This is a genomic window from Microvirga sp. GCM10011540 (assembly GCF_042650665.1).
GTDB lineage: Bacteria > Pseudomonadota > Alphaproteobacteria > Rhizobiales > Beijerinckiaceae > Microvirga > Microvirga lenta.
On sequence record NZ_JBHSBQ010000038.1, the window covers coordinates 22,289 to 48,584 of the forward strand.

The 26,296-nt window shown below is 57.5% G+C and carries 26 protein-coding genes and 1 tRNA gene; 14 read left to right on the forward strand and 13 right to left on the reverse strand.

Annotated elements, in window-relative coordinates:
* Positions 1–46: 46 nt before the first annotated feature.
* Complete coding sequence (rpoH, locus tag ACFOYU_RS13050; RefSeq protein WP_226742593.1) at positions 47–934, reverse strand: RNA polymerase sigma factor RpoH; 888 nt, start codon at positions 932–934, stop codon at positions 47–49.
* 198 nt (positions 935–1,132) lie between these two features.
* Entirely contained in the window at positions 1,133–2,125 is a 993-nt protein-coding gene (locus ACFOYU_RS13055) for an RluA family pseudouridine synthase (protein WP_377033929.1), read from the reverse strand.
* A gap of 97 nt (positions 2,126–2,222) precedes the next feature.
* Between ACFOYU_RS13055 and ACFOYU_RS13060 the strand changes: the two genes are divergently transcribed.
* Positions 2,223–2,298, forward strand: a tRNA-Glu gene (locus ACFOYU_RS13060).
* 494 nt (positions 2,299–2,792) lie between these two features.
* On the opposite strand, the gene ACFOYU_RS13065 is transcribed toward ACFOYU_RS13060, so the two are convergent.
* A complete protein-coding gene (locus tag ACFOYU_RS13065) occupies positions 2,793–3,530 on the reverse strand; it encodes a Crp/Fnr family transcriptional regulator (RefSeq protein WP_377033930.1) in 738 nt (245 codons plus the stop codon).
* Positions 3,531–3,863: 333 nt separating this feature from the next.
* Here ACFOYU_RS13065 and ACFOYU_RS13070 point away from each other — a divergent pair, with 333 nt between their 5' ends.
* From ACFOYU_RS13070 to ACFOYU_RS13105, 8 genes are all read left to right on the forward strand, one after another.
* Positions 3,864–4,028: a type II toxin-antitoxin system ParD family antitoxin gene (locus ACFOYU_RS13070; RefSeq protein WP_377033981.1), complete on the forward strand. Its 165-nt coding sequence runs from the start codon at positions 3,864–3,866 to the stop codon at positions 4,026–4,028.
* Positions 4,018–5,391 carry a sensor histidine kinase gene (locus ACFOYU_RS13075; RefSeq protein ID WP_377033931.1) on the forward strand — a complete coding sequence of 458 codons (1,374 nt, stop codon included), beginning with the start codon at positions 4,018–4,020 and terminating at the stop codon, positions 5,389–5,391. Before ACFOYU_RS13070 ends, ACFOYU_RS13075 begins: the two co-directional genes overlap by 11 nt.
* A 416-nt stretch (positions 5,392–5,807) precedes the next feature.
* On the forward strand, positions 5,808–6,002 hold the full coding sequence (locus tag ACFOYU_RS13080; protein WP_377033932.1) for a type II toxin-antitoxin system ParD family antitoxin: 195 nt from the start codon (positions 5,808–5,810) through the stop codon (positions 6,000–6,002).
* A gap of 124 nt (positions 6,003–6,126) precedes the next feature.
* On the forward strand, positions 6,127–7,488 hold the full coding sequence (locus ACFOYU_RS13085) for a sensor histidine kinase (protein WP_377033933.1): 1,362 nt from the start codon (positions 6,127–6,129) through the stop codon (positions 7,486–7,488).
* 4 nt (positions 7,489–7,492) lie between these two features.
* Positions 7,493–7,855: a response regulator gene (locus ACFOYU_RS13090; RefSeq protein WP_377033934.1), complete on the forward strand. Its 363-nt coding sequence runs from the start codon at positions 7,493–7,495 to the stop codon at positions 7,853–7,855.
* A gap of 160 nt (positions 7,856–8,015) precedes the next feature.
* On the forward strand, positions 8,016–9,125 hold the full coding sequence (locus tag ACFOYU_RS13095) for a sensor histidine kinase (RefSeq protein WP_377033935.1): 1,110 nt from the start codon (positions 8,016–8,018) through the stop codon (positions 9,123–9,125).
* A 300-nt stretch (positions 9,126–9,425) separates the two neighbouring features.
* Positions 9,426–10,514: a hypothetical protein gene (locus ACFOYU_RS13100; RefSeq protein ID WP_377033936.1), complete on the forward strand. Its 1,089-nt coding sequence runs from the start codon at positions 9,426–9,428 to the stop codon at positions 10,512–10,514.
* Positions 10,511–10,837 (forward strand): hypothetical protein, encoded by a 327-nt coding sequence (locus tag ACFOYU_RS13105; protein ID WP_377033937.1) that lies wholly within the window; start codon positions 10,511–10,513, stop codon positions 10,835–10,837. The genes ACFOYU_RS13100 and ACFOYU_RS13105 overlap by 4 nt, the downstream gene beginning before the upstream one ends.
* Before the next feature lie 251 nt (positions 10,838–11,088).
* Here the strand turns inward: ACFOYU_RS13105 and ACFOYU_RS13110 are convergent, their stop codons facing one another.
* Positions 11,089–11,847: a hypothetical protein gene (locus tag ACFOYU_RS13110; RefSeq protein ID WP_377033938.1), complete on the reverse strand. Its 759-nt coding sequence runs from the start codon at positions 11,845–11,847 to the stop codon at positions 11,089–11,091.
* A gap of 13 nt (positions 11,848–11,860) precedes the next feature.
* On the opposite strand from ACFOYU_RS13110, the gene ACFOYU_RS13115 reads away from it, so the two are divergent.
* Positions 11,861–12,286, forward strand: coding sequence for a hypothetical protein (locus ACFOYU_RS13115; RefSeq protein WP_377033939.1), 426 nt, complete (start codon positions 11,861–11,863; stop codon positions 12,284–12,286).
* Positions 12,287–12,621: 335 nt separating this feature from the next.
* Here ACFOYU_RS13115 and ACFOYU_RS13120 read toward each other — a convergent pair whose 3' ends face one another.
* Positions 12,622–13,836, reverse strand: a complete 1,215-nt coding sequence (locus ACFOYU_RS13120) for a DNA methyltransferase (RefSeq protein WP_377033940.1) — start codon at positions 13,834–13,836, stop codon at positions 12,622–12,624.
* Positions 13,837–14,659: 823 nt separating this feature from the next.
* A complete protein-coding gene (locus tag ACFOYU_RS13125; protein ID WP_377033941.1) occupies positions 14,660–15,088 on the reverse strand; it encodes a hypothetical protein in 429 nt (142 codons plus the stop codon).
* Positions 15,089–15,738: 650 nt separating this feature from the next.
* Here ACFOYU_RS13125 and ACFOYU_RS13130 point away from each other — a divergent pair.
* Positions 15,739–17,337 (forward strand): hypothetical protein, encoded by a 1,599-nt coding sequence (locus tag ACFOYU_RS13130; RefSeq protein WP_377033942.1) that lies wholly within the window; start codon positions 15,739–15,741, stop codon positions 17,335–17,337.
* Positions 17,338–17,838: 501 nt separating this feature from the next.
* Here ACFOYU_RS13130 and ACFOYU_RS13135 read toward each other — a convergent pair.
* From ACFOYU_RS13135 to ACFOYU_RS13150, 4 genes are all read right to left on the reverse strand, one after another.
* Positions 17,839–18,414, reverse strand: coding sequence for a recombinase family protein (locus ACFOYU_RS13135; protein ID WP_377033943.1), 576 nt, complete (start codon positions 18,412–18,414; stop codon positions 17,839–17,841).
* 170 nt (positions 18,415–18,584) lie between these two features.
* Positions 18,585–20,096: a diguanylate cyclase gene (locus tag ACFOYU_RS13140; protein WP_377033944.1), complete on the reverse strand. Its 1,512-nt coding sequence runs from the start codon at positions 20,094–20,096 to the stop codon at positions 18,585–18,587.
* A 267-nt stretch (positions 20,097–20,363) separates the two neighbouring features.
* Positions 20,364–20,684, reverse strand: a complete 321-nt coding sequence (locus ACFOYU_RS13145) for a hypothetical protein (protein ID WP_377033945.1) — start codon at positions 20,682–20,684, stop codon at positions 20,364–20,366.
* A gap of 44 nt (positions 20,685–20,728) precedes the next feature.
* Positions 20,729–21,274, reverse strand: a complete 546-nt coding sequence (locus ACFOYU_RS13150; protein WP_377033946.1) for a sigma-70 family RNA polymerase sigma factor — start codon at positions 21,272–21,274, stop codon at positions 20,729–20,731.
* Between the two features lie 507 nt (positions 21,275–21,781).
* Here ACFOYU_RS13150 and ACFOYU_RS13155 point away from each other — a divergent pair.
* Positions 21,782–22,087: a hypothetical protein gene (locus ACFOYU_RS13155; protein WP_377033947.1), complete on the forward strand. Its 306-nt coding sequence runs from the start codon at positions 21,782–21,784 to the stop codon at positions 22,085–22,087.
* Between the two features lie 26 nt (positions 22,088–22,113).
* Positions 22,114–22,482 (forward strand): hypothetical protein, encoded by a 369-nt coding sequence (locus tag ACFOYU_RS13160; RefSeq protein WP_377033948.1) that lies wholly within the window; start codon positions 22,114–22,116, stop codon positions 22,480–22,482.
* 1 nt (position 22,483) lies between these two features.
* On the opposite strand, the gene ACFOYU_RS13165 is transcribed toward ACFOYU_RS13160, so the two are convergent.
* Positions 22,484–22,633 (reverse strand): hypothetical protein, encoded by a 150-nt coding sequence (locus tag ACFOYU_RS13165; RefSeq protein ID WP_377033949.1) that lies wholly within the window; start codon positions 22,631–22,633, stop codon positions 22,484–22,486.
* A 171-nt stretch (positions 22,634–22,804) separates the two neighbouring features.
* Here ACFOYU_RS13165 and ACFOYU_RS13170 point away from each other — a divergent pair, with 171 nt between their 5' ends.
* A complete protein-coding gene (locus tag ACFOYU_RS13170; protein ID WP_377033950.1) occupies positions 22,805–23,038 on the forward strand; it encodes a hypothetical protein in 234 nt (77 codons plus the stop codon).
* Between the two features lie 3 nt (positions 23,039–23,041).
* Here the strand turns inward: ACFOYU_RS13170 and ACFOYU_RS13175 are convergent, their stop codons facing one another.
* Together ACFOYU_RS13175 and ACFOYU_RS13180 are read right to left on the reverse strand one after the other, a co-directional pair.
* Positions 23,042–24,283 carry a DUF6538 domain-containing protein gene (locus ACFOYU_RS13175; protein WP_377033951.1) on the reverse strand — a complete coding sequence of 414 codons (1,242 nt, stop codon included), beginning with the start codon at positions 24,281–24,283 and terminating at the stop codon, positions 23,042–23,044.
* A 293-nt stretch (positions 24,284–24,576) separates the two neighbouring features.
* Entirely contained in the window at positions 24,577–26,037 is a 1,461-nt protein-coding gene (locus ACFOYU_RS13180) for a family 43 glycosylhydrolase (protein ID WP_377033982.1), read from the reverse strand.
* Between the last annotated feature and the right edge of the window lie 259 nt (positions 26,038–26,296).

Genomic DNA, 26,296 nt, shown 5'->3' on the forward strand with positions numbered 1-26,296 from the left:
CGCGGCGGGTCCGCGGCTTTTTTCATGAACGTCGTCCTTCCCGGGCTCAGGCCGTGGCCTCCGCCGAGGTCTCGATCTGGGCCAGGTTCTTCTTCACCGCCTCCTGGACCTTCTCGAAGGCGCGAACCTCGATCTGGCGGACGCGCTCCCGGGAGACGCCGAACTCCGTCGACAGGTCTTCCAGGGTAATGGGATCGTCCGACAGGCGCCGGGCCTCGAAGATCCTGCGCTCGCGCGGATTGAGCACCGACAGGGCGTTCCGGAGGGCGGTGAGCCGGTTCTGGCCCTCCTCCTCCTCGACGAGGACCTGCTCCTGGCTCTGGCCCGCATCGACCAGCCAGTCCTGCCATTCTCCCTCGCCCTCTTCGCGCAGGGGCGCGTTCAGCGAGGCGTCGCCGCCGAGGCGGCGGTTCATGTCGATCACGTCCTGCTCGTTCACGCCCAGCTGGGTCGCGATCTGCTTCACCTGATCCGGGTGCAGATCGCCCTCCTCGAGGGCGGAGATGCGGCCCTTGGCCTTGCGCAGGTTGAAGAACAGCTTCTTCTGGTTCGCGGTGGTGCCCATCTTCACGAGGGACCACGAACGCAGGATGTATTCTTGAATTGCCGCCTTGATCCACCACATGGCATATGTGGCGAGGCGGAAGCCCTTGTCGGGCTCGAAGCGTTTGACGGCCTGCATCAGGCCGACATTGCCTTCGGACACGACCTCGCTGATCGGCAGGCCGTAGCCGCGATAGCCCATGGCGATCTTGGCGACCAGACGCAGATGGGATGTCACGAGCTTGTGGGCGGCTTCGCGGTCTCCATGCTCGCGCCAGCGTTTGGCGAGCATGTACTCCTCATGCGGTTCCAGCATGGGGAAGCGACGAATCTCGTCGAGATAGCGCGAAAGGCCCCCTTCGTTGGCAAGCACGGGTAGCGCTGCAGCCATAGTCAATCTCCTCTTCTGGCTCCCTCTCAACCGAGGCAAGCCTGAGGCGGCCCCCTCAACCGGCTGGCCGCCCTCTTTCCTATATAAGCGGTCTCAACTTGTCCGAATAGAGGCGTTCAGGCTTCAAGACGTGGTCAACGCATGAAGAGTGCAAGGGTGCCGACCCATCCCGAATTTGCGACGCATTGACGCCGATGATTACCCGCGAAGCGCCGCGAGAAGCGCGGCCATGTCCTCGGGCAGCGGGCTCTCGAACTGCAGGAACTCCCCTGTCCGGGGATGCTCGAAACCGAGCACGGCCGCATGAAGGGCCTGTCTTCCCAAGGTTTTCAGCGCCGCCTGCTGCGTCTCCGCGAGGCGGTTGGCCTTGGTCTTGAAGCCCGAGCCGTAGACGAGGTCCCCCAGGAGCGGGTGGCCGATATGGGCCATATGCACGCGGATCTGATGGGTGCGGCCGGTCTCCAGCTCGCAGCGGACGAGGCTCGCCAGGGCCTCCTTCGGCGGCAGGGCCTCGATCAATTCATAGTGAGTGATGGCATAGCGGCCGCGTTCCTCGGGGGCCACGGCGATCTTCTCCCGGTTGTGCAGGCTGCGTGCCAGGGCTGCCTCGACGGTGCCGCGCTGCCGCTCCGGAACGCCCCAGACGAGGGCCAGATAGGCGCGCTCCAGCGGGCCTGAGCGCCCGTGGTCGGCGAACTGGGCCGCGAGCCCCTGATGGGCGCGGTCGTTCTTGGCGATGACCAGGAGACCGGACGTGTCCTTGTCGAGCCGGTGCACGATGCCCGGCCGCTTCACGCCGCCGATCCCCGACAGGCTCTCCCCGCAATGGGCGATGAGGGCGTTGACCAGGGTGCCCGATTCGTGGCCCGCGGCTGGGTGCACGACGAGACCGGCCGGCTTGTCGATCACGATGAGGTCGTCGTCCTCGTACACGATCGCGAGCGCGATGGACTCGCCGGCGGGCTCCGCCGGGACCGGCGGCGGCACCACCAGGGCGATGCGGGCGCCCGCGGCCACCTTGCGGCTCGGATCCAGCGCGGGGGCGCCGTCCACGGTGACCTGGCCCTCCCGGATGAGAGCCTGAAGGCGGCTTCGGGACAGATCGCTCCAGAGCTGGGCCATCACCCGGTCGAGGCGATCGGGAGCCGTCGTGTCGTCCAGAGTCCATTCTCGCTGCGTCTCGCCGCTCACCGCATCCTCACTTGTCGCAAACCTTTTGCCGATTTTTCGGGAAAAGGACTTGAAGGGTTCCGCAAGGGTGGTTATACGAGCGGCCTCTACCGCGCTAGCTCCCTTCGTCTAGCGGTCTAGGACGTCGCCCTCTCACGGCGAAAACAGGGGTTCGAGTCCCCTAGGGAGCGCCACTCACTGAAATCAAGCACTTAGCTGCTGGTTCAGTCATAGTAGGCATAGCAGTTAGGCATAGTGCCAGCCTGCATGAGCCTCCTCATCCACCTCACTGGCTCGACAAGCAGTAGGCTCCCGACGTGTGATACCCGCTCGGGCATGACTTTCCTTTAGGAAACGCGTGCTTCGCTCTATCACTGGACCCGAGGCAGTACGCGCCAGAAGCTATGTACCCCGAAGGGCACGCCCCAACCTTCGCTAACGCTGGCCGAGGGGCCTTTTGCCGTGAGCTTGAGATGCAAGCGTCGCCACTGGTAATGTAGCCCGATGGGCAGGCACCCACTTTCCTAACTGCCTGTGCTTCGGCTTCAGGCAATAGCGCATAGCAGAAGAGCCCGGACAGAAATGCGACAGTTAGTCTTTTTCTGATATGGTGCATCGTTCTCATTCGAAGAACTCTTCATCGAGCTTCTTGATCGTCAGTGTCTCCTCGACCTGACGCTGTGGCGGACTATCGATCATCCCTCGCATAGGTCAGCGGCAGAAGCCGCTCAAAAATCTGTCGAATCCTGCCGTAGCATTCGCAGGATGCTCGTTCGAGACCAGCCCGGTCCTTCACGGTAATGCTCCCTCGGCCTAGTTCGATGAGTCCTGCGGTTTGGAGAGAGCGCATAACGGCACTCAAGGTGGAGCGTTGGACAGCGAGCGCGTCTGCAAGAGCTTCGTGGTTGACGAACAGAGTATCTTGATCAACCCGATCACGGAGGCCCAAAATCCATCTGCTTGCCCGTTGTTCGACCGAGTGTGCGGCACCACAGGCTGCGTTTTGAAGGATACGTGCGGTTATAGCCTCACTAAAGCGCTGCATCACTCCCTGAATATTTCGGTTGGCCAAAATGGCTCGTTGTAGCCGTTCGACACTGATCCGTGAGGCCGTTCCGGGGCTCTGCACCACATAGCGCCCGAAGGCAGTGGGAGCGAAAGCCGTCGTGACTAGTCCAATTAGGCCCTCCCGGCCAACCATAGCCATTTCTGCACTAGAGCCGTTACTCATCATAGCCATCAACGCAATGACAGCATCATGCGGGAAATACGTATACCGGATTGCCTCGTCTGTCTCGTAGAGAACCTGACCACGTTTAAGGGGCACGATCTCTAAATGGGGTTCAAGATAGGCTAAGGCTTCAGGGTCCAGTGCCTTTAGGAGCCGATTAGCTCGATGATCTTTCGTCGGATGCGCTTGAGACATTTTGCAGGAACACTGGATGGGAGCGCCCGGTTCTGAGGCCGCGCGTGGAGAGCACGACTCGGAACGGCTGGCTGATTGATGCCCACTTGGACCAGTGTCCAAGGCCGACAGGCTTAGCAGATGAACAAAGTGGCGAGCACTAAAGCCAGAAATCCGCACCAGCCGCAACTTTGTTAGTGCTTCATTTTGTTGAGTGACACTCGCTCAATGCAAGGCAAAGCTTAACAAGATTATCATATGTTATTGCAAAGGTTGTTTCGTGACCTATGTGGGTAAGAACTTTTCTTATCCGACCTATTCTCCATGCCCTCGAAATCGATCATCACAGCCTGACTGACCCCGGAACTCACAGCGATGATCGCCGCGAAGGTGGCGTCTGGACGTTACCGTAGTGCCAGCGAAGTGGTGCGGGCTGCCCTGCGGCTCTTGGAGGATCACGAGCGTCGGAATGAGCGCGGGAGCGGAACACCTGCCGCGAGGTCGCGCTATGCCACGTAAAACCTTGACGGAGCAAGGACAGGCTGAGGACAAATCCGTCGGGCCATCACGCGAGCAGAGCTTTGATATACTGGAGAGTGTTGCCGACGCCTTCTTTGCCGTGGATCACCAATGGCGCTTCACGTACGTCAACCGTGCAGCGGCAGAACGGTGGGGGCGCAGGCGCGAGGACCTAATCGGCAAGGATTTTCTGAAGGAGTTTCCACAAGCTGTTGGCTCAGAGCCGTGGGAGGCGTTTCTGAGGTCGATGCGGGAGCGTCAGCCCACACGTCTGGAGGTGGTCTCTCCGGTTCTGCATCAGTGGGTTGACCTAAGCATTTATCCGACAAGTGACGGCGGGCTTTCCGTTTACTTTCGCGACATCAGCGCACGCAAACGCGTTGAGGAAGTCGAGGGATGGCTAGCCGCGATCATCGAGTCGTCAGATGACGCCATCGTCAGCAAGAATCTTGAGAGCATCGTCACAAGTTGGAACAAGGGGGCGGAACGGCTCTTCGGCTACCGGGCAGAGGAGATGATCGGTAATCCGATCACGATCCTGTTCCCCGAGGATCGACAGGATGAAGAGGCGAGGATTCTTGAACGCATCCGGCGAGGTGAGCGCGTTGAGCACTTTGAAAGCATTCGCCGACGCAAGGACGGCAGTCTAGTCGAGGTCTCTCTAACAATTTCACCGATCAAGGATGCCCAAGGCAGGATTGTTGGCGCATCGAAGATTGCCCGCGACATCACCAGACACAAGCAGGCGGAACGCCTCCAGCGTCTTCTGGTGCATGAACTGAATCATCGCGTGAAGAACATCCTCGCGACAGTGCAGGCTATCGCTCGGCAAACCCTCAGCCCACGGAAATCGAACGACACGGTGCGTGAGACCTTTGAGGCTCGCTTGCTCGCCTTATCCAAAGCTCACGACCTGCTTACACGCGAGAATTGGGACGGAGCCAACCTGTCACGGATTGTTACTGAAGCACTCTCACCCTACCACCGGGACTTCTTCGAGATCGACGGACCGGACGTGCGCTTGGTCCCGAAGATGGCCTTGGCGTTGACTTTGGCGCTGCACGAGTTGGCAACCAACGCGGCGAAATATGGTGCGCTCTCGGCTCCATCAGGCCGAATTGCAATCACGTGGTGGGTCCAACCTGATGATGTCCCGCACCTCATCCTCCGTTGGCAGGAACGCGGTGGCCCATTTGTTTCGCCGCCTCGGCAAAAGGGCTTTGGCTCACGCTTGATCGAACGCAGTCTGGCGCTTGAACTCGCGGGTGAAGTCAAGATCAGCTACGATCCTGCCGGAGTCATATGTGAGGTGAGTGCCCCCTTGGCCGACGAGCGGGATATCGGCGTGGAAAAGGCCGCCTGAATACGCGCAGGACCACCATCGCCCGTGCGATGACAAACAACGCGAAAACAAAGCGCCGCCGCATTCTGGCCCATACCGGAGCCGATAGCCGGGGCGGCCATTGTGGCACCAACGGCCACCATTCTGCTACTTTGATACATGACACTCACTCAAAGAACTCCTCGTCGAGCTTCTTGATTGTCAGGGTCTCCTCAATGCGGCATCCAACCCCGTGACGGATCATGAGGCGGAAAGTTGATAGTTGCCCTATGGCTCGCCCTCTTGCTTAGCTGAAGGCTGCTTTCGGTGCTATGGCGCAAACAGAACGGGTATCGGCTACGGAAGCGATCAAAACGGCTTAGGTCCTTGCAAAGGCGGTGTTCCGGCCTACGTAGGGTCACAATTCTCCATACCCTTCCTAATGCCCTTCCTAGCTAATGCCCGCCAAATCGGTCCTCACCGCATCTCTCACGCCTGAATTGGCCACCTTTGTCGCTGCAAAGGTCGCCTCTGGCCATTGCCGCAGCGCCAGCGAAGTCATACGTGCTGCCTTGCGTCTGCTGGTCGAGCAGGATCGTTATGACCATTCGGTCACGACTATGAAGGTCGGAAAGCAGCACAATGCATGCTAGAACGCACCCATCCGGGCTTAACTTCCTCTCAGGGGGGGGTGCAGCAGGGGCACTCATGCGGTCCATGGATTGGTCTGCATCACCGCTCGGAGAGCCGAGCGAATGGCCACAGAGCCTTCGCACCGTGGTGAGCCTGCTGCTCAATTCCAAGTTCCCAATGTTCATAGCTTGGGGGGCAGAACTCGGGTTCCTCTACAATGATCCTTATGCAGAAATTCTCGGGGCGAAGCATCCGCAGGCAATGGGTCGTCGCTTCAAGGACATCTGGTCCGAGATTTGGGGCGACATTGAGCCGCTAATCAGCAAGGCGTTGGCGGGAGAGGCGACCTTTCACGAGGACTTGCCGCTGGTTATGCGGCGCAAGGGCTATAACGAGCAGACCTACTTTACCTTCTCCTACAGTCCAGTGCGCGATGAGACAGGCGGTATTGGAGGGATGTTTTGCGCCTGCACAGAAACCACCAAAGAGGTGGAAAGCCGTAAGTCACTGAAAGCCGAGAAGGACCGCCTCCAAGCGCTTTTCCAGCAAGCTCCGGGTATTATGGCAATGGTCAGCGGTCCTGAGCATATCTTCGAACTGGCTAATGCCTCTTATCTTGAACTCGTCGGCAACCGTGAATTAATCGGGAAGACGGTGAGGGAAGCGCTTCCTGAAATCGAGGGGCAGGGTTTCTTCGAACTCCTCGACAGGGTGTATTCAACGGGCGAGCCGTTTGTCGGGCGTGAGGTGTCGATCTCACTTCAGCGGCGGCAAGGTGCCCCACCTGAGACCCGTTACGTCGATTTCGTCTACCAGCCCATCACGAGTGATCAGGGGCGGGTCACGGGTATCTTTGTTGAGGGACATGACGTTACTGAGCGTACAATGGCGATGCGCCACCAGCATTTGCTCCTCAATGAGTTGAACCACAGGGTCAAAAACACCCTCGCCACCGTCCAGTCCATCACAGCGCAGACCCTGCGAACAAGCGCTCTTGAAGTAGAGGTCCGCAACAGGATTGATTCGCGGCTGGTTGCCTTGTCGGATGCTCACAACCTTCTGACAGACCATAATTGGGAAGGAACGACTCTCAATAGGGTGGTGGAGATGGCCTTGCGACCACACCGAAACGACCGGGAGGAGCGGATTGAGATTAACGGGCCAGAGGTTCACCTGTCATCTAAGACAGCCTTGGCCATTGCAATGGCGCTCCATGAGTTAGCCACCAATGCGATCAAATACGGAGCCCTATCGAATGATTGCGGAACAGTAAGCCTTCACTGGCAGGTCGAACAAGCAGAAGGGGAGCATAGACTGCACATGGTTTGGTCTGAGCAAGGCGGACCATCAGTCATGCCGCCAAGCCGCAAAGGCTTTGGCAGCCGCCTGATCGAGCGCGGGCTGGCAGCCGAATTGGGTGGGACCGTTCGGCTTTCTTATCCCCCAAGCGGCGTGGTGTGTGTCATTGATACACCCCTGCCGAAAATCTCCGTTCGAGAGTTTTAAGACTATGGGGCAGAGTACAAAGTTGCGGCGGGCGCTCATTGTGGAAGATGAAATCATGGTCGCCATGTACGTCGAAGACCTGTTGATCGAACTTGGCTTTGAGGTCGCAGAAATGGCGACGAACTTGGATCAGGCGTTACCGCTTGCACAGGACGGTGACTTCGACTTCGCGGTTCTTGATGTCAATCTCGATGGACGGTTGAGTTTCCCTGTTGCTGACGTGTTGCGGCAGCGCGGCATCCCATTTCTGTTCGCCAGTGGCTATGGCTCTAAAGGATTTATCGAAGGTTATCGCGACGCCGTTCGCATCCAGAAGCCCTTCCTAAGTCAAGACCTAGCTCAAGCTATTGCTAAGATTGCCCATTAGCACAAACTGCTGCCTCAGACTGACTTCGATCTGGCTCAGCTAATTGCGGAGAGTAGTCACGATGCATTCAACCCTTAGGGTCCTATCGAGGCAGCCAGCGAAGGGATGAACCCTCTTTCAGAAGGTTCCTAGCGTCGCGCTTCCATGATAAAAGGAACAAATGACATATATTACGCCGCCTGAAGAGGCCGAGCGTCTTGCTGCCGTAAGGCGCTATGATATTCTCGACACCCCACCCGATGGAGCCTTTGACCGTATTACGCGAATGGCCGCAAGGATGTTTGGCGTACCCATCTCCATCGTTAGCATTGTCGATGAGGATCGTATTTGGTTCAAATCGCACCATGGAATTGATGCCTCAGAAATTCCGCGCGGCCCCGGTCTATGTGCGTCGGCGATCCTCGATAGTAAGCCTTGGGTCCTGACAGATGCTAAGGTCGATCCACGCTCTCTGGCGAATCCTCTCGTCGCGGGAGAGTTCGGCCTCCGCTTCTATGCTGGCGTGCCGCTGAGGACGTATGATGGGCACAGTCTTGGTACTCTCTGTGTCATCGACCGGGAGCCTCGTGACGTGAGCGAGTATGAACTCGCACAGCTAAGCGATCTTGCCGCCGTGGTCATGGACGAATTGGAACTGCGGCTGTCCGCAAAGCGCGCCGTAGCCGAAAAGGAGATTTTGTTCAAAGAGGTCCACCACCGGGTCAAGAACAACCTCCAGATCGTCTCAAGTTTGCTTGCTCTTCAAAGCCGCTCGGCACCAGCCGAATTGAAGGTATACTTCGACGAGAGCCTACGCCGTATTCAGTCGATGGGACTTCTGCACGAGAAGTTCTACCAAGAGCGGCAAGTCGCGAGAATTGATCTCCTCTCCTACCTTGGAGAACTTGGCGAGACGATTATTGACTCATTTGGCCTGCTTGGGCGGGTGAAGGTGAAGACCGAGGGTCAACCTATTCAAGTTGGACTGGATACAGGCACCACCCTTGCACTCTTAGCTGCCGAGGTGATCTCGAATGCTTGTAAGTATGCGTTCCCCGGCGAGATGGCTGGCGAAATCACAATTGCCCTTAGCTCCGCTCAGGAGCACGTGCTGCTCCGCATCTGTGACAATGGAATTGGCCTGACGAGCAGTTCTGAGAACAAAGGCACCGGGATGGGCCAACGGCTTATTTCGAACTTTGTCGATCAACTAAGAGGGTCTTCCCGCTTTCTCGTGGAGCAGGGCACGTCGTTTGAGCTTACCTTCCCGCATGGGACTGATCGTGTCTGATATTGGGATAATGCGAGAAGAGACTCGGCTGCCCGGTTAGGCGTTCCCCTTCGAAGCCTTCCGGGGCGAGTTGGTGCCGCAAGGCCCACATGATGAACCGGTTAGGATGCTGCTGGAGAGGATCAGGAAAGAGCGGACAGCGGAACCGACCAATTTGGGACCGCGTGGAAGGCAATGAGATGTCGCGTAAAGTGCACCCTTAAATCATCACCCCAACTCAAGAACGCGGGACGAGAATTAGTTGCGCGTTTTCCGATCCGTGCTGGAGTGATCTGAGTTCCAACCTCTCAGGTCACCTTCATGGACTTCGACTTTCAGCCGTTGCCGAAGGGACGCACTCACGATCTTGTCGTGAGCCTTGACCGCGTAGACCCCGGATTCCTCGGCTGGCTGACCCGGCTCCCGGAGAACCGTCGCCAGATCATGTACGCGGTTCTCGCCAAGGCCGGGGCGGACTTCCTTCGTCCGCGACGACAGGGACAGGAGCCCACCCGCCCGAGTAGCGAGCAACTTCTGGCTTTGCGCCCTGTGTTGACGGATATGCGGCAGCTTCGCGCTGGTGATCTGCTTGAGAGGTGGTACGGGTCTTCCCCTGACGGCTTCCTCGGTGCGGTCTCGAAGACCAAGGAGGGGCCGCAGGGCGGGGCGTACTACGCCCGGCTCCATACCGTCTTCACCGACCCAAAGCACAAACAGATCGCTAAGATCGTTCGTCTGCTTCCCACGATCAATTTTGGGCGGCTCAACGTCCTTATGGCGCTTGACCCGATCTTCCTCTCGCCGGGATTCTGCTCAAAAGTCCGAGACGCCCAACAGGCCGCCGACCTTTCCACGGCTCTCATGCTCATTCGGCAGGTCGTGGGCGAAGATGCCAGCGATGAAGCCCTGACGAACTCGATTCGGTCCATTGGCGAGAACACGTCTGTCTCACAGTGGGTGGCCACTTGGCTATCTCGGGCGGGGCACATCGCTTGTCCTCGGCTAAACCTCGACCCTGAATGGCAGGCGTTGGACAGCGGCGAGAAGCTGAGGGACACGGGGCTCCGCTTACAGGTTTGCCTTGGAACTGCGGAACGCGTCATCGAAACGCTAAAGGGGCAGAAGTTCTATTATGAGAACACCCGCCACTCGATGATCGCCGAGGTGCAGGCTGTCGGACCACAGCGTTTCCTCATCCTCGCTGGAGTGCATGCAAGACGAAATGCTCCAGTGCCACGCAGGATGCACCGCGAAGTCGAAGAGGAGTTTTTGGCGGCTGGTGTTCCGTCACTAACCTCGTGGCCTGAAGACTGCCCGTGGCGAGCCATTGAGCGCATTCCGAATGGGTTCTACGACTTTGGGATTGAAGAAGACTTCGACCTTTGCGGGCTAGAGGGAGAGGCAGCTTGATGGACTGGCTGCATCTAACCTTACAGGGAAAGATAGCCTCATTGGATAGAGAGTTAGCCGAAGCACAGGAGCGCATCCTGAGCCTCGAAGCTGACATTCTCTCGATCACCTCACCCGAGGAGGAGGCGTACCGCAAGGTTGGTCTCTCGTCAGGCTGCTCTCCTGTAGTGGTGACCGCAGCACGAAAGGCTCTGCTCTCTCACTGGCATCCTGATCGCTGGCCTGAAGGACGGAAGCGGCACGCCACGCAGCGCTTTCAAGCTGCCCAAGCTGCATTCGAACGCATTGCGGTACTTCGTGAGAGCGGAAGGATGAGGGGCTAATGAGACGGGTGCCCGAGGATCAGGGGTATCATTGTGGGACAAGGACGTGTGACCGCATTAGGCTTCTGCTCAACGCGTTGATCTGGTCTGCTACAGCCATGGTCAGGCTGATCTTCAAGGTAGTTCTGCACCTCTGTGCCATCCTACTCGGCTTCGTCGTTGGCATTCTTCTTGTGACACGCTTCCCGCGATAGCAGCCAACGCATGAAGCCCTTGGCTGTATGCAGCCAAGGGCTCTTTGATTCAGCGTCTCACGTGGCTTTAGCGGTTGGAGTCGTCCTTGCCGTTCGGGCTGCCATCGCCTCCACCATTGCCGAAGCCGTTATTGCCGTGGCCTCCGCCGTTGTTGCCGCCATGACCACCTTTCCCGCCGTCATGGCCGCCACCTCCGTGGTTGCCCCCGCCGTGACCTCCATTGCCACCGCCAGCGGGGCCGTCCGCGTCGGTGCCGTCACCGTTGTTGGAGCCACCGGGGTTAGAGGAGTCATTTCCATCGGCGTCATTGCCATGGCCGTTGTTACCGTGTCCGCCGCCGTTGTTACCCTTGCCACCGTCATGGCCGCCATCGTTGTTGCCGCCAGAGCCACCTGTGTTTCCATCACTGTGTCCACCGCTGGAACCGCCGCCGCTATTGCCACCGTCAGCGCCGCCACCGGTGTTGCCGTTACCCCCGGAGTGGCCACCGCCACTACCATTGCCGGAGCCACCACCGGTTCCTCCGCCAGTATTCCCACCGGATGAACCACCGCCCGTATTCCCACCACCGGAACCGCCACTGCCAGTGTCGCCTCCCGAGTTCCCTCCGCCTGCGCTGCCACCGCTGTTGCCGCCTCCAACGCCGCCACCGGTGCTGCCGCCGTCAGAGCCTCCGCCACCGGCGTTTCCGCCACCATTCCCACCACCAGAGCCGCCGCCCGGCTGACCTCCGCCGCCGCTGGCGACAGAGCCTGCGCCGCTACGGCCGTTCGTCGTGCGTCCCGGAAGGCCCGTGGCCGGGTTGATCCAGCCATCGTTGTACATGTAGTGATCGTCATCGAAACGCACGGACGGCGGAGCACTCGTTGGGCCGAGCGGACCGAGCGGTGCGGGAGTTTTGATCCCAATCGATCCGGTGGCGGTGACATCACGATCAGTTCGTCCGTTCATCCGCCGCTGTGCCTGCGGAAGAATGGCGCAACGGCATACCTCTTGGCCTTTGACAATGCGAAGGCGGCAGTTGCCGTACATCGACGGATTGGCGACCGCTGGTTCGCACTGCTGTCCCGGTCGAATTCCTTGGGCTTGAGATGGAAGGGAAGAGGCGAGGAAAAGGGCAACGCCAGACAAAGCAAGAGCGTGCGAACGCTTCATGAGTTCACCTACTTAGGATTAGTAATGATGGAGCGTGCCGCAGAACAGCGGCTTGTGCGGCTGAATTACGCCACAATAGGAAAATGGTTCCTGCTGTGAGCCGAAATAACTCTTTTGGAGTAGTGTGGAACTCTACCGATGATTAGCCTCAGAGTGCGCTGCGGCGCTTGCCATAAGCTTGACAGTAATTCCGCTAATCTGGCGGCTGCAAAAGAAAAACCCCTGAAGACATTCAGCCTTCAGGGGTTCATCTTTCAGGGGCTCACCGAGGGCTCTGCCCTCGTGGAATAAATCGGCTAAACGCTCGGTGGTTCCAGCCACCTGTCGCTGCATCAAACATGGAACGAGGGGGTGAAATTACCTCAACTTGTCTTCTTGTGTCTCGCTACACCCATTGCAGGCGCTTACAACCGCTGAATCAAGTTACGAGACGCTTACGCAGCACGTGTGTCTGGACACGTTGCAGCCTTCAGCGAGACCGGGTGTTGCGATTCCCTGATCTTATTCAGCCGGGCCATTGCGATCTCGTGATACTTGCGCTCGATTTCGATGCTGATGAAGCCTCTTCCGTTCTCATAAGCCGCCACCGCCGTGCTGCCGGAACCGCCAAAGCAATCGAGAACAACGTCGCCCGGATTGGAGCAGGCTCGAACAATGCGCTCGATCATGGCAACCGGGAACTGGCACGGATGAGCCGTCTTCTCGCTCGTTGCACCCCGACCACCGACCACCGTAGGAAAGTGCCAGTAGTCGGTTGGGTTCTTCCCGGCAGGATGGTTGCGTTTATCGCGCCCGATATTGAGCGTATGATCCCGCACATCGTCCAAGTGGAAGACGTAGTTCGTCGGGTCCTTCACACACCACATCCAGCGCTCCGTCCGGTGAGAGAAGCGTCTGGAGTAGGCAAGACCACCTTCGAAGTGCCAGACCACCTCCTGTACCAGATGCAGGCCATGCTTCCTGAGTAGCGGATAGTACAGGTAGGTCAGAGGTACGGCTTCAGTTCCAGAGGGCTTGATGTGGCCGACGTTCAGCCAGAGCGCACCTGCGGGCGTGAGAAGCCGTGGGATGTGGGCGATCCACCGCTCGGCGAATCGAAGGTACTCGTCCACGGAGAGATCAATCTCATACTCCTTGCCTGCATTGTAGGGAGGGCTCGTGATCACGAGGTCAACGGAACCCCTCTCCATGATGCGCATGGCTTCAACGCAATCTGCGTTGATAAACCTTTGTACGCCGGAGGTGATCACCTCGCGAGGAGCCTCCCGTCTGACTTTCAGTGGCTGCTTCATGCGTGCTGATGGGGCAAGGGCGTGAATAGCGGCTTCCAGACTCGCGATGCGTCCTGATCCACGCTCAAGGGCTCGCAAGGTGGGGATCGACAATCCGCATTGCTCCGACAAAACCTGAAGTGACCAGCCCTTCTTGAGGCGTGCAGACCGAACACGCGCGCCGAGGTCCCGAGCCGGGGGCAATCCAGTCACTGGAACCCGAAGCAGGCCGAGGATTGGTGCCAGTGTCTTGAGGGTGCCCGCGCCTTGTTCGGCCAACCAGACGGCGCGGGTGCTTACGCCGATGGCAGCGGCAAGTTCGTCTTGGGTCAGGAGGGCGCGCTGGCGCGCCTCGCGGATAAGGGGTGCAAATTTCATGAAAGGAATCGACAGGAGGGACTATCGATTCCTTTCATGTTTGGTCTTGATGCTCAAGGGGTGATCTCAGGTCGGCATTAGGGCCTGAGTTTGAGCCGCATGACAGGTGTCAAGACCCCGTCCCTTGGCGAATGGTGCTGAACCCTCGTTGTTGCAACTCTTGCCAGAAACCGGTCCGCTGCGCGTCTGAGGCGGCCCATGGCGGCATGCTCAAAACTTAGTTTGTTGAGGCTACACGGAACGATCCCGTGATCGTCTTGATGCTCAAGGGAAGCCAATCTTCGACGGAACTGACGTTAAGAGGAGGCTGCCCATAAAGTATGGAGAGCCCTTACCCAATCTTTGCTGCCTTGCTATCCGTTTATGTCTGATGCGGAGTGTCGCTGAGAGCCTAAGCTGGTGGTGGTCTCTGGAAAGCCTCCGCATGGAACGCATCAGGGTAGAACGCACCCGGCAAGGGGTTTGGTCAGTGTCGCACGACAAGCAAACTGTTTCTGTACATGAAACGGAGGGACAGGCGCTCTCAGTCGCATTCACGCTGGCAGCAAAGCGGAGAGAGGCTGGCTCCAAAATGGTTGTCATACTCACTCAAACCTCGAACGGAACTCGACCGCGCTCCCATAGACGCTGATAGAGGGCAGGCGATGACCGTCTGTGGACTCAACGATTCATCGAGCAACCGTATCCACCTTGATCTACAGGGCTAAATCCGGCTTCGCTCAATCATGGGGTTGAGGAGATGAAGTCGTCGTGCTTGGCACCTCCTGAGGGTGCTCGGTGCGGAGTGAGTTGGCAACGGTCGCCAACTCACTTTCCGAAGCCGTTAGAGCGCCATCCTCACGGCGACCGCATCATCGTCTTTCTCAACGTAGATATTTTGATGCGTCTCCCACCGGCCCGAGGGCCTAAAGATGATCTTACCGCTGAGGCCGTGCAGGACGTTTGCCAGCTTGGCTTGGACCTGTTGAGCCGTACCCACCGCACGGAAGTGGTGCCACCGCTCAGACCCGGTGATGACAAAAGCTGGTCCTCGAATGATAAAGCCCGTGTGGGTGATCAGATTTGAGGCAATCTGGTTCACCGGCGTGCTGGTTCGGTAATAGTTCCAGAAGTACAGCGAGGCCGGTTCCCCGTCCCAAATGACGGGTGGTGGGCTGAAGGCACGACGAAGCTGCTGTTCCTGAAAGTAGTTATGGCGGACAATTCCATTCTCACAGAGTTCGTAACCGTAGAAAATTCGCTTTTTAGACATTAGAAAAATCCGTTATTGAAAAAATTGAATGAATGTCATTGAAGACATCTGAAATATACGGGTTGAGTTAGACAGAAGTCAAAATTAGATTCCGTCCGCTGCGTGTCTGGTGGTGAGCCGCCTGCGGCGGCTTGCCAAAAACTTAGTTTCTTGAGGCGAATAGGAGGCCAGCCTGATCTCTGCTTGGATGAACCGGGCGATAACTGATTGAGGTGTGAGGTCAGCCCAAACAGGTATTGTAAGCCCGCCGCTCGGGCTCTGGCGGGCGTAGCGCCCTTGGCGCTCGCCAAGACAGAGGACGCAGCGGCACGCGGATCGCGCTTCAGCGCGAGCGGCGTCTTCCCTCATTCCTTCAGGATTGGAGATCGCGAGAAGACGAGGGGTGGCGGGCCACCCCGTCGTGCCGAGGTGGCCATCCGTCAGCCGCGAGGGCTTCCTTCTGGCTCACCTCGCCGGTCTGTAAAAATAAATTTTGGTCAGGCGAAGTCAGTGATGTATAGATACATAATAATCAGTAATAAATCCGTCCGAATTGCTACTATAGACACGCGTCGGACGGAATTATTCAGAACATATTTTGAGGAAAGAAAGGCAGTAACTTGAACTGTAAGATTTATATTGGCGTTCCCGGCAGCAAAAAGACTTTGAGCATGTTGCAAGAGATGGTTGGGAGCCCCGGCATTTATTTGGTTGCGTTCCCTCGTACCGAGCTAATCGAAGAAAAGGCTTCGTGGCTTCGTAGCCAGTGTGCCGAACGCCCTGAGGTCATCATTGAGACTTTCCATTCCGACCAGCATGTCCGTGGAAGGGTGTTGGCCCGCGTCGAGACCGCACTTCGAACATATGGGCAAGCCCAACACGCGTTCATTCTCACAACCCATGAGACGCTACTAACCCTCAATCCGTCAGGTCTGAGTGGGTGGTCCCTCGGCATCGACGAAAACCCGGAAATGAGCGTTCTGTCAGGGGCGTTTCCTGCATCCGCAATATGGAGTGCCCTTGCCCACCAATACCGCCTTGACCCTATCGGGGATGACCGGAACTGGCAGGTTTTGCCGCGTGAGGGAGTTGAACGTCTCAAGCCGAGCGAGATCATCAAAGACGCGGCAGACAAGCTGACGCCATTCCACAAGCGTGTGCTCAGCGGCCATGGCGTCTTCGTAAACATTGGCGATTGGGAGGACGCGAAGCTGCGCCGCGTCAAATGGTGGTCGGCATGGACGCCCGCCGAGCTAATCCGAGAATGCCGGTCCGTCGTCATCACGGGCGCGAGTTTCTTCAGCAGTCTTGCCTATCATGCCACTCGGTGGGCGCATGATGGTGCAATCAATTTTGAAGCTGTCGATGTCGGCCAGCGCACGAAGCGCACAGGCCGACCAAGAGTTACAATCTACTACTATACCCTCCACGAGGGCACGACAGCATGGTGGCGCACCGATGAAGGAAGTCGTTGCCTCGTTCAGGTGTCGCGTTGGTTAGAGAATATTGGGTTCAACGGCTACTGGTCATGTAACGACGAAATCCGACCCTACTTCCGGCATCGCTTCCCCGGTGTGATGTGCTCACCTAAGCTCGCAGGGACAAACGGCCTAATCGAGCACGTGTCATGCGCCTACATCTACAGCAATAAGGCTCAAGATGCTGACAACGCCATTCTGGAGGTTCTTGACCTTGACCGGAAGAGCATCAAGCGGACGCGGGAAACTGAAGACCTGATCCAGTTTGTCATGCGCGGTGCAATCCGCCGCCCCGACTTCGATGGGGCATACGATGTTCACCTCTACAGCTTGGATCAGGCTGAGGTGTTGAAGAAGTACCTTATAGAGAACGGCGTAACCGATGATGTAGCCGTCACACCGGTCAGTGAAGCTGGTATTATGGACGTGAGGCGTCCTGAGACAGAGCGCTCGCGCAAAAGGGCCGAATCCCAATCACTGACCCCGAAAGAGCGAAGGGAGAGAACGAAGGCGTATGACAAGGCGCGCAGTCAGGCAAGACGGGACAAGAAAAAGGAGGAGGATGCCAAAAACGGCCTGCCCCCTCCCAAACTTGGTCGGCGATCCAAATCCTCGATACCCGACAACGCTTCTCAGCCTAAGCAGAGAACCAAGCCAAGAGAGGGCCGAATTATCATGAATTCGGCGATCACACCACTATCGGCATCGGCTCCATCCAGTCCGCTTCCTGAAACGGCCTTGGTGTCAAAGCCTTCCTCTGCATTCGTTCCCGAGGCCCCACAAAGAACTTGAGCCTCTGATAGCGACCACTCACCGGCCCGACGTAAATCACGCCGGGCCGGATCGCTGCGATGATCTCTTCCCGTAGCGCCGCAGGATCAATCCGACGAAGCGTTGTGGGCCAGCGCCGGTCCAAGGCCGCCATGAACTCGTCTTCGACAATTGAGCCGAGACAGACGATTCCGCGAACCTTACCGTCGTGGCTGCGCCAAACCCATATTCCCGTACCCAACCACCAGCGACTCGCTCGGCGACGGTGGTCGAGCAGGTTCCGGGCCTCAATGCGCCACTGTCGAAAATCAGTGGTGGACGCGATTGCCGCATCGATCTCAACGGCGAGTAGTCGCCGAGGGTCAGTGGCAAGGATGCGCCGGGACAGCCGTGAGGCATAGCGCCGGGCACAAACCTCACAGGTGACCATGGCGCAGCGGTGTTGGGACGAGCAGGAAACTTTCACATAGATATTTAGCGGTGCATGGCGCGATGGACTGTCGAGCGGGAGATTCTGCTCGGTCAGGTACTCAACTCGGATGGGCCGGTCTCACTGAGAATGCGATAGACGGAGGCTCGGCTGATCTTCAGACGCTTGGCAATGTCGCTCGGTGCGACGCCCTCGGCCTTGAGTTTCACGACTTCGGCACCTTGACGCCGGGCGGTCGGCACACGGCCTCGAAACTTGCCTTCCTTGCGTGCTTTTGCGATCCCAATCTTCTGCCGCTCTAACATGATCTCGCGCTCCCACTGCACGATACCGCCCACAAGAGTCATCATGAGCCGTCCATTGGGAGTGCTCGTATCAATGTCCAGATCGAGAATGCGAAGGGCGACGCGCTTCTTCTGAAGGTGCTGGACGATTTCCCACAGGTGCGGGACGGATCGTGCAAGCCTCGAAAGAGAGGTGACGACGAGAGTGTCGCCCTTTCGGCAGAACTTCAGCACCTCGTCCAGAACAGGCCGCTTCCCGACTGAGCTTGCTTCCTCAACAAAGAGGTGGTCGTCATCGACCCCGAGATTCCGAAGCGTTTCGATCTGCGCTTCGAGACCGGCTTTCTGTTCGTCCGTGCTTGTTCTTGCCAATCCGATCAGCATGCTGTCCCCTTGCTGTGTGAGACAACCATGTGAGACTTGATCGTAAAAATCAAGAGACAACTTGTATGAGACAGGATTGGGCTTAGTTGAGAAGTCTCACTAGGTCAGGGTCTAGAGACATGCACACTCATTGTTGCATCTAGATGCGATGCAATCGGGGACCTTGAGGGTCAACCTGCGGTAATGGCCTCTGACGGGATGCTCCGCTCTGATATATGGACGGCGTTTCGACCATCCGCTTTCGCCTGATAGAGGGCTGCATCGGCTGCTGTCAGGAGGGATGCTGCCACACTCCCACGAGGCGGCCTCGCTGCCGCAACTCCGATGCTGACAGTCACGACGTGATAGGGGCTCTCTTCATGGACGATTCCTAATGCCATGACGGCTTGGCGGATGTTCTCGGCAATGACCCGAGCACCTGCTAAGTCTGTCTCCGGCAGCATCACGGCGAATTCCTCGCCGCCATGGCGAGCAGCGATGTCCCGAGGTCGGCGAATGTTTGCTTCGAGAGCACGGGCGAGCGCACGGAGCACTTCGTCCCCATGACCGTGTCCATACCGATCATTGAAGTCCTTGAAGAAATCAGCATCGATATAGAGGAGCGAAAGCGGTCTCCCTGAGCGGATCGCCTGCCGCCACTCACGTTCGAACGTCTCCCGGAAGCCGCGACGATTTGGTAACCCGGTCAGGTCGTCTGTCCTGGCAATGCGTCTGAGCTTCGCCTCGGCTCTTACGCGGCGGTTCAGTTCGCGTTGAAACAGGAGAGTCAGTCCAATGACCGAAGAGGACACCACAATAGTAACGAAACCCAATGTGGCAGCCTCTTCTACCCACGGCGCGAAGATTTCATCCACGGACTGTGCGACGGTCAAAACCAACGGAAGCCCTTCCAACCTCTTGAACGAGATTAGACGGTTCACACCATCAATCGGCGAAACGGATTCGAAAGTACCCGAACCTCCTTGTAAGAGCCGTTGGACATGAGGAGACCTACTGAAATCCTGATTGATTTGACCTTCATCGAAGGGACACCGCATCAGGAGGATACCGTCCTCACGAAAGAGGTTGATGGTACCTGCCCAACCTAGATTCAGCTCTCTGAACAGTGCTTGGACCTTCGCTAGAGAAATCGCTCCCATCACGACACCGGCAAAACTGCCATCGGCATGCGTGAGCCGCCGACTGACAGCAATGCTCAAATCACCGCTCCTGAACCTGCTCTTGTAGGCGCGGCTTACATACAGCCCAATATCAGGACGTTCCTGATGAACCTTAAAATAGTCGCGGTCACCGAAGTTCGCCTTGCGCGGGGTGACAGCCTCGGCGTCAGCAATTACCTGCCCGGAAGCGTTCAGGACCAGAACAGAACCCATATAAGCTGCGGTCGCTGCACGGTCGAACAGCATTCGGTGCCGAAGTTCAGGGGATAGCTCCTCAAAGCCCTGTTCATTAAGGTCTTGGATAACTCCTCTGAGAGAAAGATCGAGAAGCGCAATATTACCTCCCAAGTCTCGCGCAAGGGCGGTCAACAGATTGAGGGAGCTTTGCTTTGCTTCACTCCAAGCGCGCCGGTGATCATCCCACAAAATTTTTCCCGATAAGGCGACAATGCTCAAGGCAATTACGGCAGCGAAAAGGTTCAGATAGAGCTTAAGGGGGAGAGGCTTCGTCCACATCATCATACAACTTCGGCAACACTGGTCCGATGCTCGGGATGACCGGATGCGGGCAGCACCATGCTGTGCTAGCTTTGAAAGTCAACAGACTGCCTCACCCATCGAGCTTCTTTGAGCAGGAAGGATGCTGAGAGAGGTGATGGAGTGCTGCCTCCAGTAAGGCTAAGCTTCGCGTAAAAAGAAGACCCGAGCGGGAGGCGTCTCAGGTCTGCGAAGTATCTCTGAACGAGGATCACACGATGCCAATGTCGCTGCCGGTCTGGTGGTTCCATTTCAGTGGAACCTCTGGCGCGGAACTCCGATGACCATAAGCATCCGCTCATGGGCTAAGGCCAATCGCAGGATGCAACATCGTTCCTCTATCCGCGTAAGTGCCGCAACTGCTTCCTCATAGACCTTCAGGGCAGCCTCCTCTTCACAGAACAGGGCCTCGATAGGGCGAAATCGCTTCTGCTCGAAGGCTTTATCAACGACCTGCTCCAGCTTTCCCCGAGCTTGCGCCAGAGCAAGGGCTGCCTCAGCATATCGGAACCGAGCTTCCTTGAGGTCTCGGCAGGCTTCATCGAGAGCCTTCAGACACAGAAGATCAGTCAACTTCCAAGGGGCTCCCCATCCCGTCTTAGAATGCGGTTGGCGTTCTACGCAGCTACTGGAAGTGCGGCCATGACGATTTTATCAACGCCGATGCTGTCCTCGTCCTCTAGACCAAGGAGTGCAGCTAAGCGGGTGCGGGCGCGGTTGACGCGGCTCTTGATGGTTCCCACTGCGCAGCCGCAAATCTCCGCAACCTCCTCGTAGGCATAACCCTCAGCACCGACCAGAAGCAGCGCTTCGCGCTGGTCAGATGGGAGCTTCATTAGCGCTCTTCGGAAGTCCTGCATTTCCAGCCGTGCAGTCTGCTCGGGCAGAGTGAAAAGTCGGCTGGCATGGGAACCATCAGCATCCTCCACCTCACGCACCTTCTTTCTGTGCTCGGAGAAGAATAGGTTACGAAGAATCGTGAAGAGCCACGCATTAAGGTTCGTTCCGGCCTCGAAGCGGTCCATCTTGGCCCAAGCTCTGGCAAGCGTGTCCTGCACCAGATCGTCAGCCCGATCCCGGTTGCCACAAAGAGAGGTCGCGAAGGCTCTAAGGTGAGGAATTGCAGCGAGCAATTCCTCTGTGCTGATGGACGGAGCGGGCATCTTAGGAATCCATCTTTAATGAGGGGCGGCTACCGAGCTAACATTCGAGGTTGCTCGCTTGAGTGGACTAGCAACTGTTAGGAAAGCTGCCGCAAAATCAAGTCTATTTGGTGTGGGATAGGCTTATATAGCATGCTTTCGTAGTGAGAGCGCAGATTAGCGCCAATACGACTGAGAATAATAGCATTCGCGCTAGGTGAAGAGATAGTACGGTTATTGGGCAAGGCTGGTGCGGACATATTGCTTACCTTGAAGCTTGACTAACAAAATGTGTCAGAAACCTGTAAGACTTGAAAATGCTCGCAGGACGAGTGGCGTGATTAACCTATGTTACGAACACAGAACCGTGAGCAGGTGAGATGGTTCCGCAGAGCAGTGTTTAAGGTTTGATCCTCGCCTAAGACTTTAGGAGCAAAGTTGAGCACAGATGGAATGCTCTGTTCTGATTTGGATCAGAAGGTTTTACGTCGGATAAATACCTCAAGGTCCATGTAAGAGTTTATATCAATGCGCTACAATGAGATTGCCGAGTGGCAGCACATCTTCAATATTGCTACTCTGTTCATCCCGCGAGGTCATGTTGCCGCGTTCGTTGCTGTCTGCGAACAGCACAGCGGCAGGATTATTGAGACGAGGGTTCTGCCCCGTTTTGGGGGTTATTCAGTTGATGTGCTCACCGGCAGTCCAGATGCTGCCGCTGCTCTGCTCGGGGCATGGATCGAGCGGAGCAGAGCGATCACCGCCACCGTCCGCAGTGGCAAGACTGTGCTGGACACTCTAGACGACCTTATTGCGGCCGAGGGTGAGCGGTGATGCGGAGGGCGTGGAACGTCTATGCTATGAGCCATGGTGCGGCGCTCGATCTCGCCAAGCATCTGAACCTGAATGGCGCGACGCACTTTGAGCCGTCATCAGAGGTGATCTTCGGGTTCAATAATCGGGATGATGCGTTCTGGTTTCGCTTTGCAAACCAAGGCTCAGTCTGCCAACTTCACGTCCTAGACAGCAGCGGCATGGTGTTGGTTGGGGCGTCGGTCGATTGCGTGCCGAACTTAGTTTCGTGGCTCGATGACCATCTTGCTCCGGGAGCGTGGGGCATGACGGAATACATCCGGGTCAGCTTCACGACAGACGCGGAGCGGTGTCGGTTTGAGGCAGCTTGCAAGAAGCCTCGTACCCGTCGTCCAGTAGCAAAAGCCTGTCGATGATCTAGCCGGATACGGTCGGGCTCTTCAGATGGAAGTGCTCCCGGCTTCCTGTCAGCACCTCGGCCAGACCATCGATCTTATCAACGACCCTGTTGATGGCTCTGTACTCCTCCCCGTGGATGGGGATTTCGGCTTGAGTACGGGTGGGCACGTGGCGGCACTCCTCAGCCGCCTTTAAGAGGCGTTGTGCAATCATGGGTTTCATTGACCGTGTGGACCGTCTTCCCCCGCCATGGCGCATCGTAGATCGAATCTCTTGTTCATTATTTGTTCTATAATTCTCGGCATCAGTTGAAAGGCAAGTCCCAAAGGGGAGGGGGAGATGTTCGGACCGTCTCATTCACACCGGGTTTGGCGGATGATGAACGCCTTGATCGATGCCCGACCGGAATGGGCTGATCAGGATGTGTTTGAAGCCGACCGTGAGAAGATGCTGCGGTATGGCTCGTCCATCGGGATCACCATGGACGAGCTTTTTCGGATCACAGACCCGGATGAGATTTTGGCGCTGTGGACTGCGGCAGAAGCTACGGACCTTAAGGCTCAAGAGGTTTAGGGTTCAGAAGCCGATTTTCTCGACAAAGCCTTTCAAGATTCTCATTGGATAACCACGGCCATAATCGGCGGCTACGGTATCTTCCTCGTGACCGAGCAGATGATACTGAATGTCGAGAGGGCAGCTTGCAGCACGGAGGCGGTCTTTGGCTCGGTGACGGAGTGAGTGTAACACCTTGCGCTCATCACTGATGCCTAAGCTCCTCATGGTTCGCAGCAGGTTGCGGCCCACATTCCGTGGATCTCTCTTGAACAACGGTCCTGTGATCTTTCTCGGGAGCAACGGGACCATCGCGTCAGGGATCGGGACACGGCGCTCAGATGGTTCTGACTTTGTTCCGAACATCACGTACCTGATGGAGTCTTCTCTGAACTCCTCGACGATCTGAAATGGTTCTCCTCGCCGCATTCCTGTGGTCGCAAGCCACATCCAAAGTAGCCACTCGTCTCTATTGAGCGAGGGAAGGACGGCTCGCATGATAGCCATGTCGTCCTCATCAAGTGGGAGGCGTCTAGACTTGTCGTTAAGCTTAGGAACTACCTTCGAGAAGGGATTGAAGCTTAGTTTTCCTTCATCGATGGCGATGTTAACTGCTGCATTTAGGTGCCCGATTTTCTTCTGGACGGTTTTTGATTTGTTGCCTGTATCCAATAGATGCTGAGCTAATTTTCGCCCATCATCGCGGTTGCATTGTTTCAAAGGCTTGTTGTTTGTTATGGTCCTGAACAGGTCCCATACCGTGCGAGCCTCCTGCTCAAGGAAGCCGCTGACGTTCTTGTCTTTGATCCAAGTTTCTAGGATCGCATCGTCAGGATTGGGTGTCTTGGGGCGATATTTTGTGACTTCTCTTCGCTCTTGAGGGGTTGTCTTGAAGGAAATCTGGACAACCGGCTGATTGGCTTCTGTCCGCGTTATCGTCCCTTTCTCATCGAGGTAGATCAGTTGGCCTGTCGTGGTGGCGAGGACACGTTCACCTTGTGGGGTCCGGTGCTCACGACCGGGCTCGTAGCGGACACCCTCAGTTTCCCTAGCTGCTCCATCCACCATCCTTTGAATGGTGAGAAGCATAAGCTTATGCTTATGGATCAGCGGAAGGGCTCGAACTTCAGCTTCCTTACGATCAGGTGTGCCGAGGCTCCTACGTTTCTCTCGTCCGAACTTGTCCCAAAGAGCTTTAGGAAATTGAAGTCTAATGTGCCAGTTCGCAGAGCCAGCCTGACGATATAGATAGTCGGTCTTTCGCATGTGAAATTCCAAGCTTAGGCATGTGAGCTTGGCATAGAGGTTTAGGCATAGCTATCGGCATAGCTCAACTATTTGAAATCACACGAAATAATGCTTTATCGCTGCTTAAGAATCCCGTCCCCTAGGGAGCGCCACGGTTTCAAGGCTTGGCCTCAGTGCAGGCCGCCTTCTCGTCCATCCCTCAAAATCGATCTGCGCACATCCGCGGCTTGCCATGGGCGAGCCCGGCGAGTTGCGTCGGACTGCGGTGAAATGGGCCAGCCGAGGGTCGAGGTCCATCGCGAGGGACGACCTCAACGGACCGTCACGTTTTCCCGATCGAAGCTGAGCGGCACCGCGAGCAGCGCGCGGAACTTCTTGTATCCGGCCTCTCCCGGATGGAAGGCGTGCAGGAAGAGCCAGGGGGCTCCGTCCGGTCCGGTGGCGACGGAGGGGTGGCCGGGGCCGGCCCATTGTCTCGTCGACCGCAGGAGAGGGTTCGCGATCTTCCGGTAGGGTCCGAGCGGGGAGGGGGCGACAGCGACACCGGTTCCGTATTCCGGCGTCGAGAAATCGTTTCCGGAATAGAACATGTAGAACCGGCCTGAATGTTCGACGACCCAGATCCCCTCGATGAGGTGGGCCTCCCAATCCTGATCGTTCTCGAGCACGACCGTCCTGTCGCCGATAAGGCAGCGGGTCTGCGGATCGAACTCCTGAGCATAAACAGGTGTGCGCAGGGCCGTGAGAATATGGTTGATGGCCTGCCGGGTGTCCTCGGCAACCTGCCCTTCCAGCAACGCGCGGAGACGCTGCCGGAACCCTGAGAAGTCGGACACGACCGCTTCGATCAGGACCTGCTGCACGAGGAAGCGCTCCATGGGTTCCAGCGTGCGCACCCAGGGCCAGATCGTTAGGGCGAGCGAGGCCGTCCTCTGGTCCTCGGGCAAGGGGAAGAGCGCTTCGGCCATCTCCGCGTGGTCGGACAGGAACGCGCTCAGCAGGCTCGGCCAGACGTCATTCGTGTCCTCCTTCCAGAACAAGAACGTTCGGCCGTCGCGGTCGACGAAGAGATGCGGATCGATCACGCCGCCGCCGACGAGCGGCGCGTCGTCGCCCTCGAAGGGCCCCTCCGGCCGGGACGATCGGGCCAGCCCGATCGCCAGGGAACCGCCCTTCTCGCGGGCCGCGAAGCAGACCAGGAACTGATCCCCGGCCATGTGCATCTCGGGAGCCCAGTAATCGCTGACATTCAACCCATCCTCGGCCCAGGACGGCTTTTTCCCTTCCGGAAAGACAAAGCCCGACAGCTCCCATCGATCCAGGGTTCTGGACCGCAGGATCGGAAACGAGTTCGGGGCGTCGTTCGAGGTCACGAAGAGATAGTACCAGTCGCCGTCGCCCGTGCGCTCGGCCGGAACTCTGGTGACGGCTGGATCGCCGTATCCGTACCAGACCTGAGGCGTGATGTTGCGGTCGAGCAGGACCCGGTAGGACGCCGTGAAGGAAGGCGGCTCTCCGCCCTGACGGTTGCGGGGGAGGCGGGTTCCGAAGGTGTGAGAGATCTTCTCGAAAAGGTCGAGGTAATCGCCCTGTTCGCGTCTTGCCATCTCGTGCCGGAGCACAACCATGGACTCGCCCTTGGAATCGAGCCCGTGCAGCTCGAACACGATGCCGGCACCGCTCGTCGCGATGCGGGCCTCGAAAGGGACCGTCGCCGCCGGTGCCTTGAGGATCATGCCGTGCCCCGTGCTCTCAGCCTGCTCATCTTCCATCACGCTCCCCTCTTCGCCGTGGCTGAAGGAAACTCCGGTCCCGTTCAACCAAGATCGCCCGTGCTCCTTCACTTAACGCCGAACCCGCGTGCTTTGCTCATGGCCGTGCGAGAACCGGGCTACGATCGCACGGCGAACTGCCGGAGCCTCGTCCGGTCTCGTCACGACGGAGCCACCGCAATGCGATCATGATGAACACCGGCGCCGCTCAGCCGGTTCAGGGAAACACAGCCATATCGCTAAGGCGATGCCTGTATAC

Coding starts and splice junctions, on each gene's coding strand:
- rpoH (WP_226742593.1), bottom strand. CDS start 934: ATGGCTGCAGCGCTACCCGTGCTTGCCAACGAAGGGGGCCTTTCGCGC.
- ACFOYU_RS13065 (WP_377033930.1), bottom strand. CDS start 3,530: ATGTCTCAAGCGCATCCGACGAAAGATCATCGAGCTAATCGGCTCCTA.
- ACFOYU_RS13075 (WP_377033931.1), top strand. CDS start 4,018: ATGCCACGTAAAACCTTGACGGAGCAAGGACAGGCTGAGGACAAATCC.
- ACFOYU_RS13080 (WP_377033932.1), top strand. CDS start 5,808: ATGCCCGCCAAATCGGTCCTCACCGCATCTCTCACGCCTGAATTGGCC.
- ACFOYU_RS13090 (WP_377033934.1), top strand. CDS start 7,493: ATGGGGCAGAGTACAAAGTTGCGGCGGGCGCTCATTGTGGAAGATGAA.
- ACFOYU_RS13095 (WP_377033935.1), top strand. CDS start 8,016: ATGACATATATTACGCCGCCTGAAGAGGCCGAGCGTCTTGCTGCCGTA.
- ACFOYU_RS13100 (WP_377033936.1), top strand. CDS start 9,426: ATGGACTTCGACTTTCAGCCGTTGCCGAAGGGACGCACTCACGATCTT.
- ACFOYU_RS13110 (WP_377033938.1), bottom strand. CDS start 11,847: ATGGCTGGATCAACCCGGCCACGGGCCTTCCGGGACGCACGACGAACG.
- ACFOYU_RS13120 (WP_377033940.1), bottom strand. CDS start 13,836: ATGAAATTTGCACCCCTTATCCGCGAGGCGCGCCAGCGCGCCCTCCTG.
- ACFOYU_RS13125 (WP_377033941.1), bottom strand. CDS start 15,088: ATGTCTAAAAAGCGAATTTTCTACGGTTACGAACTCTGTGAGAATGGA.
- ACFOYU_RS13130 (WP_377033942.1), top strand. CDS start 15,739: ATGTTGCAAGAGATGGTTGGGAGCCCCGGCATTTATTTGGTTGCGTTC.
- ACFOYU_RS13135 (WP_377033943.1), bottom strand. CDS start 18,414: ATGCTGATCGGATTGGCAAGAACAAGCACGGACGAACAGAAAGCCGGT.
- ACFOYU_RS13140 (WP_377033944.1), bottom strand. CDS start 20,096: ATGATGATGTGGACGAAGCCTCTCCCCCTTAAGCTCTATCTGAACCTT.
- ACFOYU_RS13150 (WP_377033946.1), bottom strand. CDS start 21,274: ATGCCCGCTCCGTCCATCAGCACAGAGGAATTGCTCGCTGCAATTCCT.
- ACFOYU_RS13155 (WP_377033947.1), top strand. CDS start 21,782: ATGCGCTACAATGAGATTGCCGAGTGGCAGCACATCTTCAATATTGCT.
- ACFOYU_RS13160 (WP_377033948.1), top strand. CDS start 22,114: ATGAGCCATGGTGCGGCGCTCGATCTCGCCAAGCATCTGAACCTGAAT.
- ACFOYU_RS13170 (WP_377033950.1), top strand. CDS start 22,805: ATGTTCGGACCGTCTCATTCACACCGGGTTTGGCGGATGATGAACGCC.
- ACFOYU_RS13175 (WP_377033951.1), bottom strand. CDS start 24,283: ATGCGAAAGACCGACTATCTATATCGTCAGGCTGGCTCTGCGAACTGG.
- ACFOYU_RS13180 (WP_377033982.1), bottom strand. CDS start 26,037: ATGGAAGATGAGCAGGCTGAGAGCACGGGGCACGGCATGATCCTCAAG.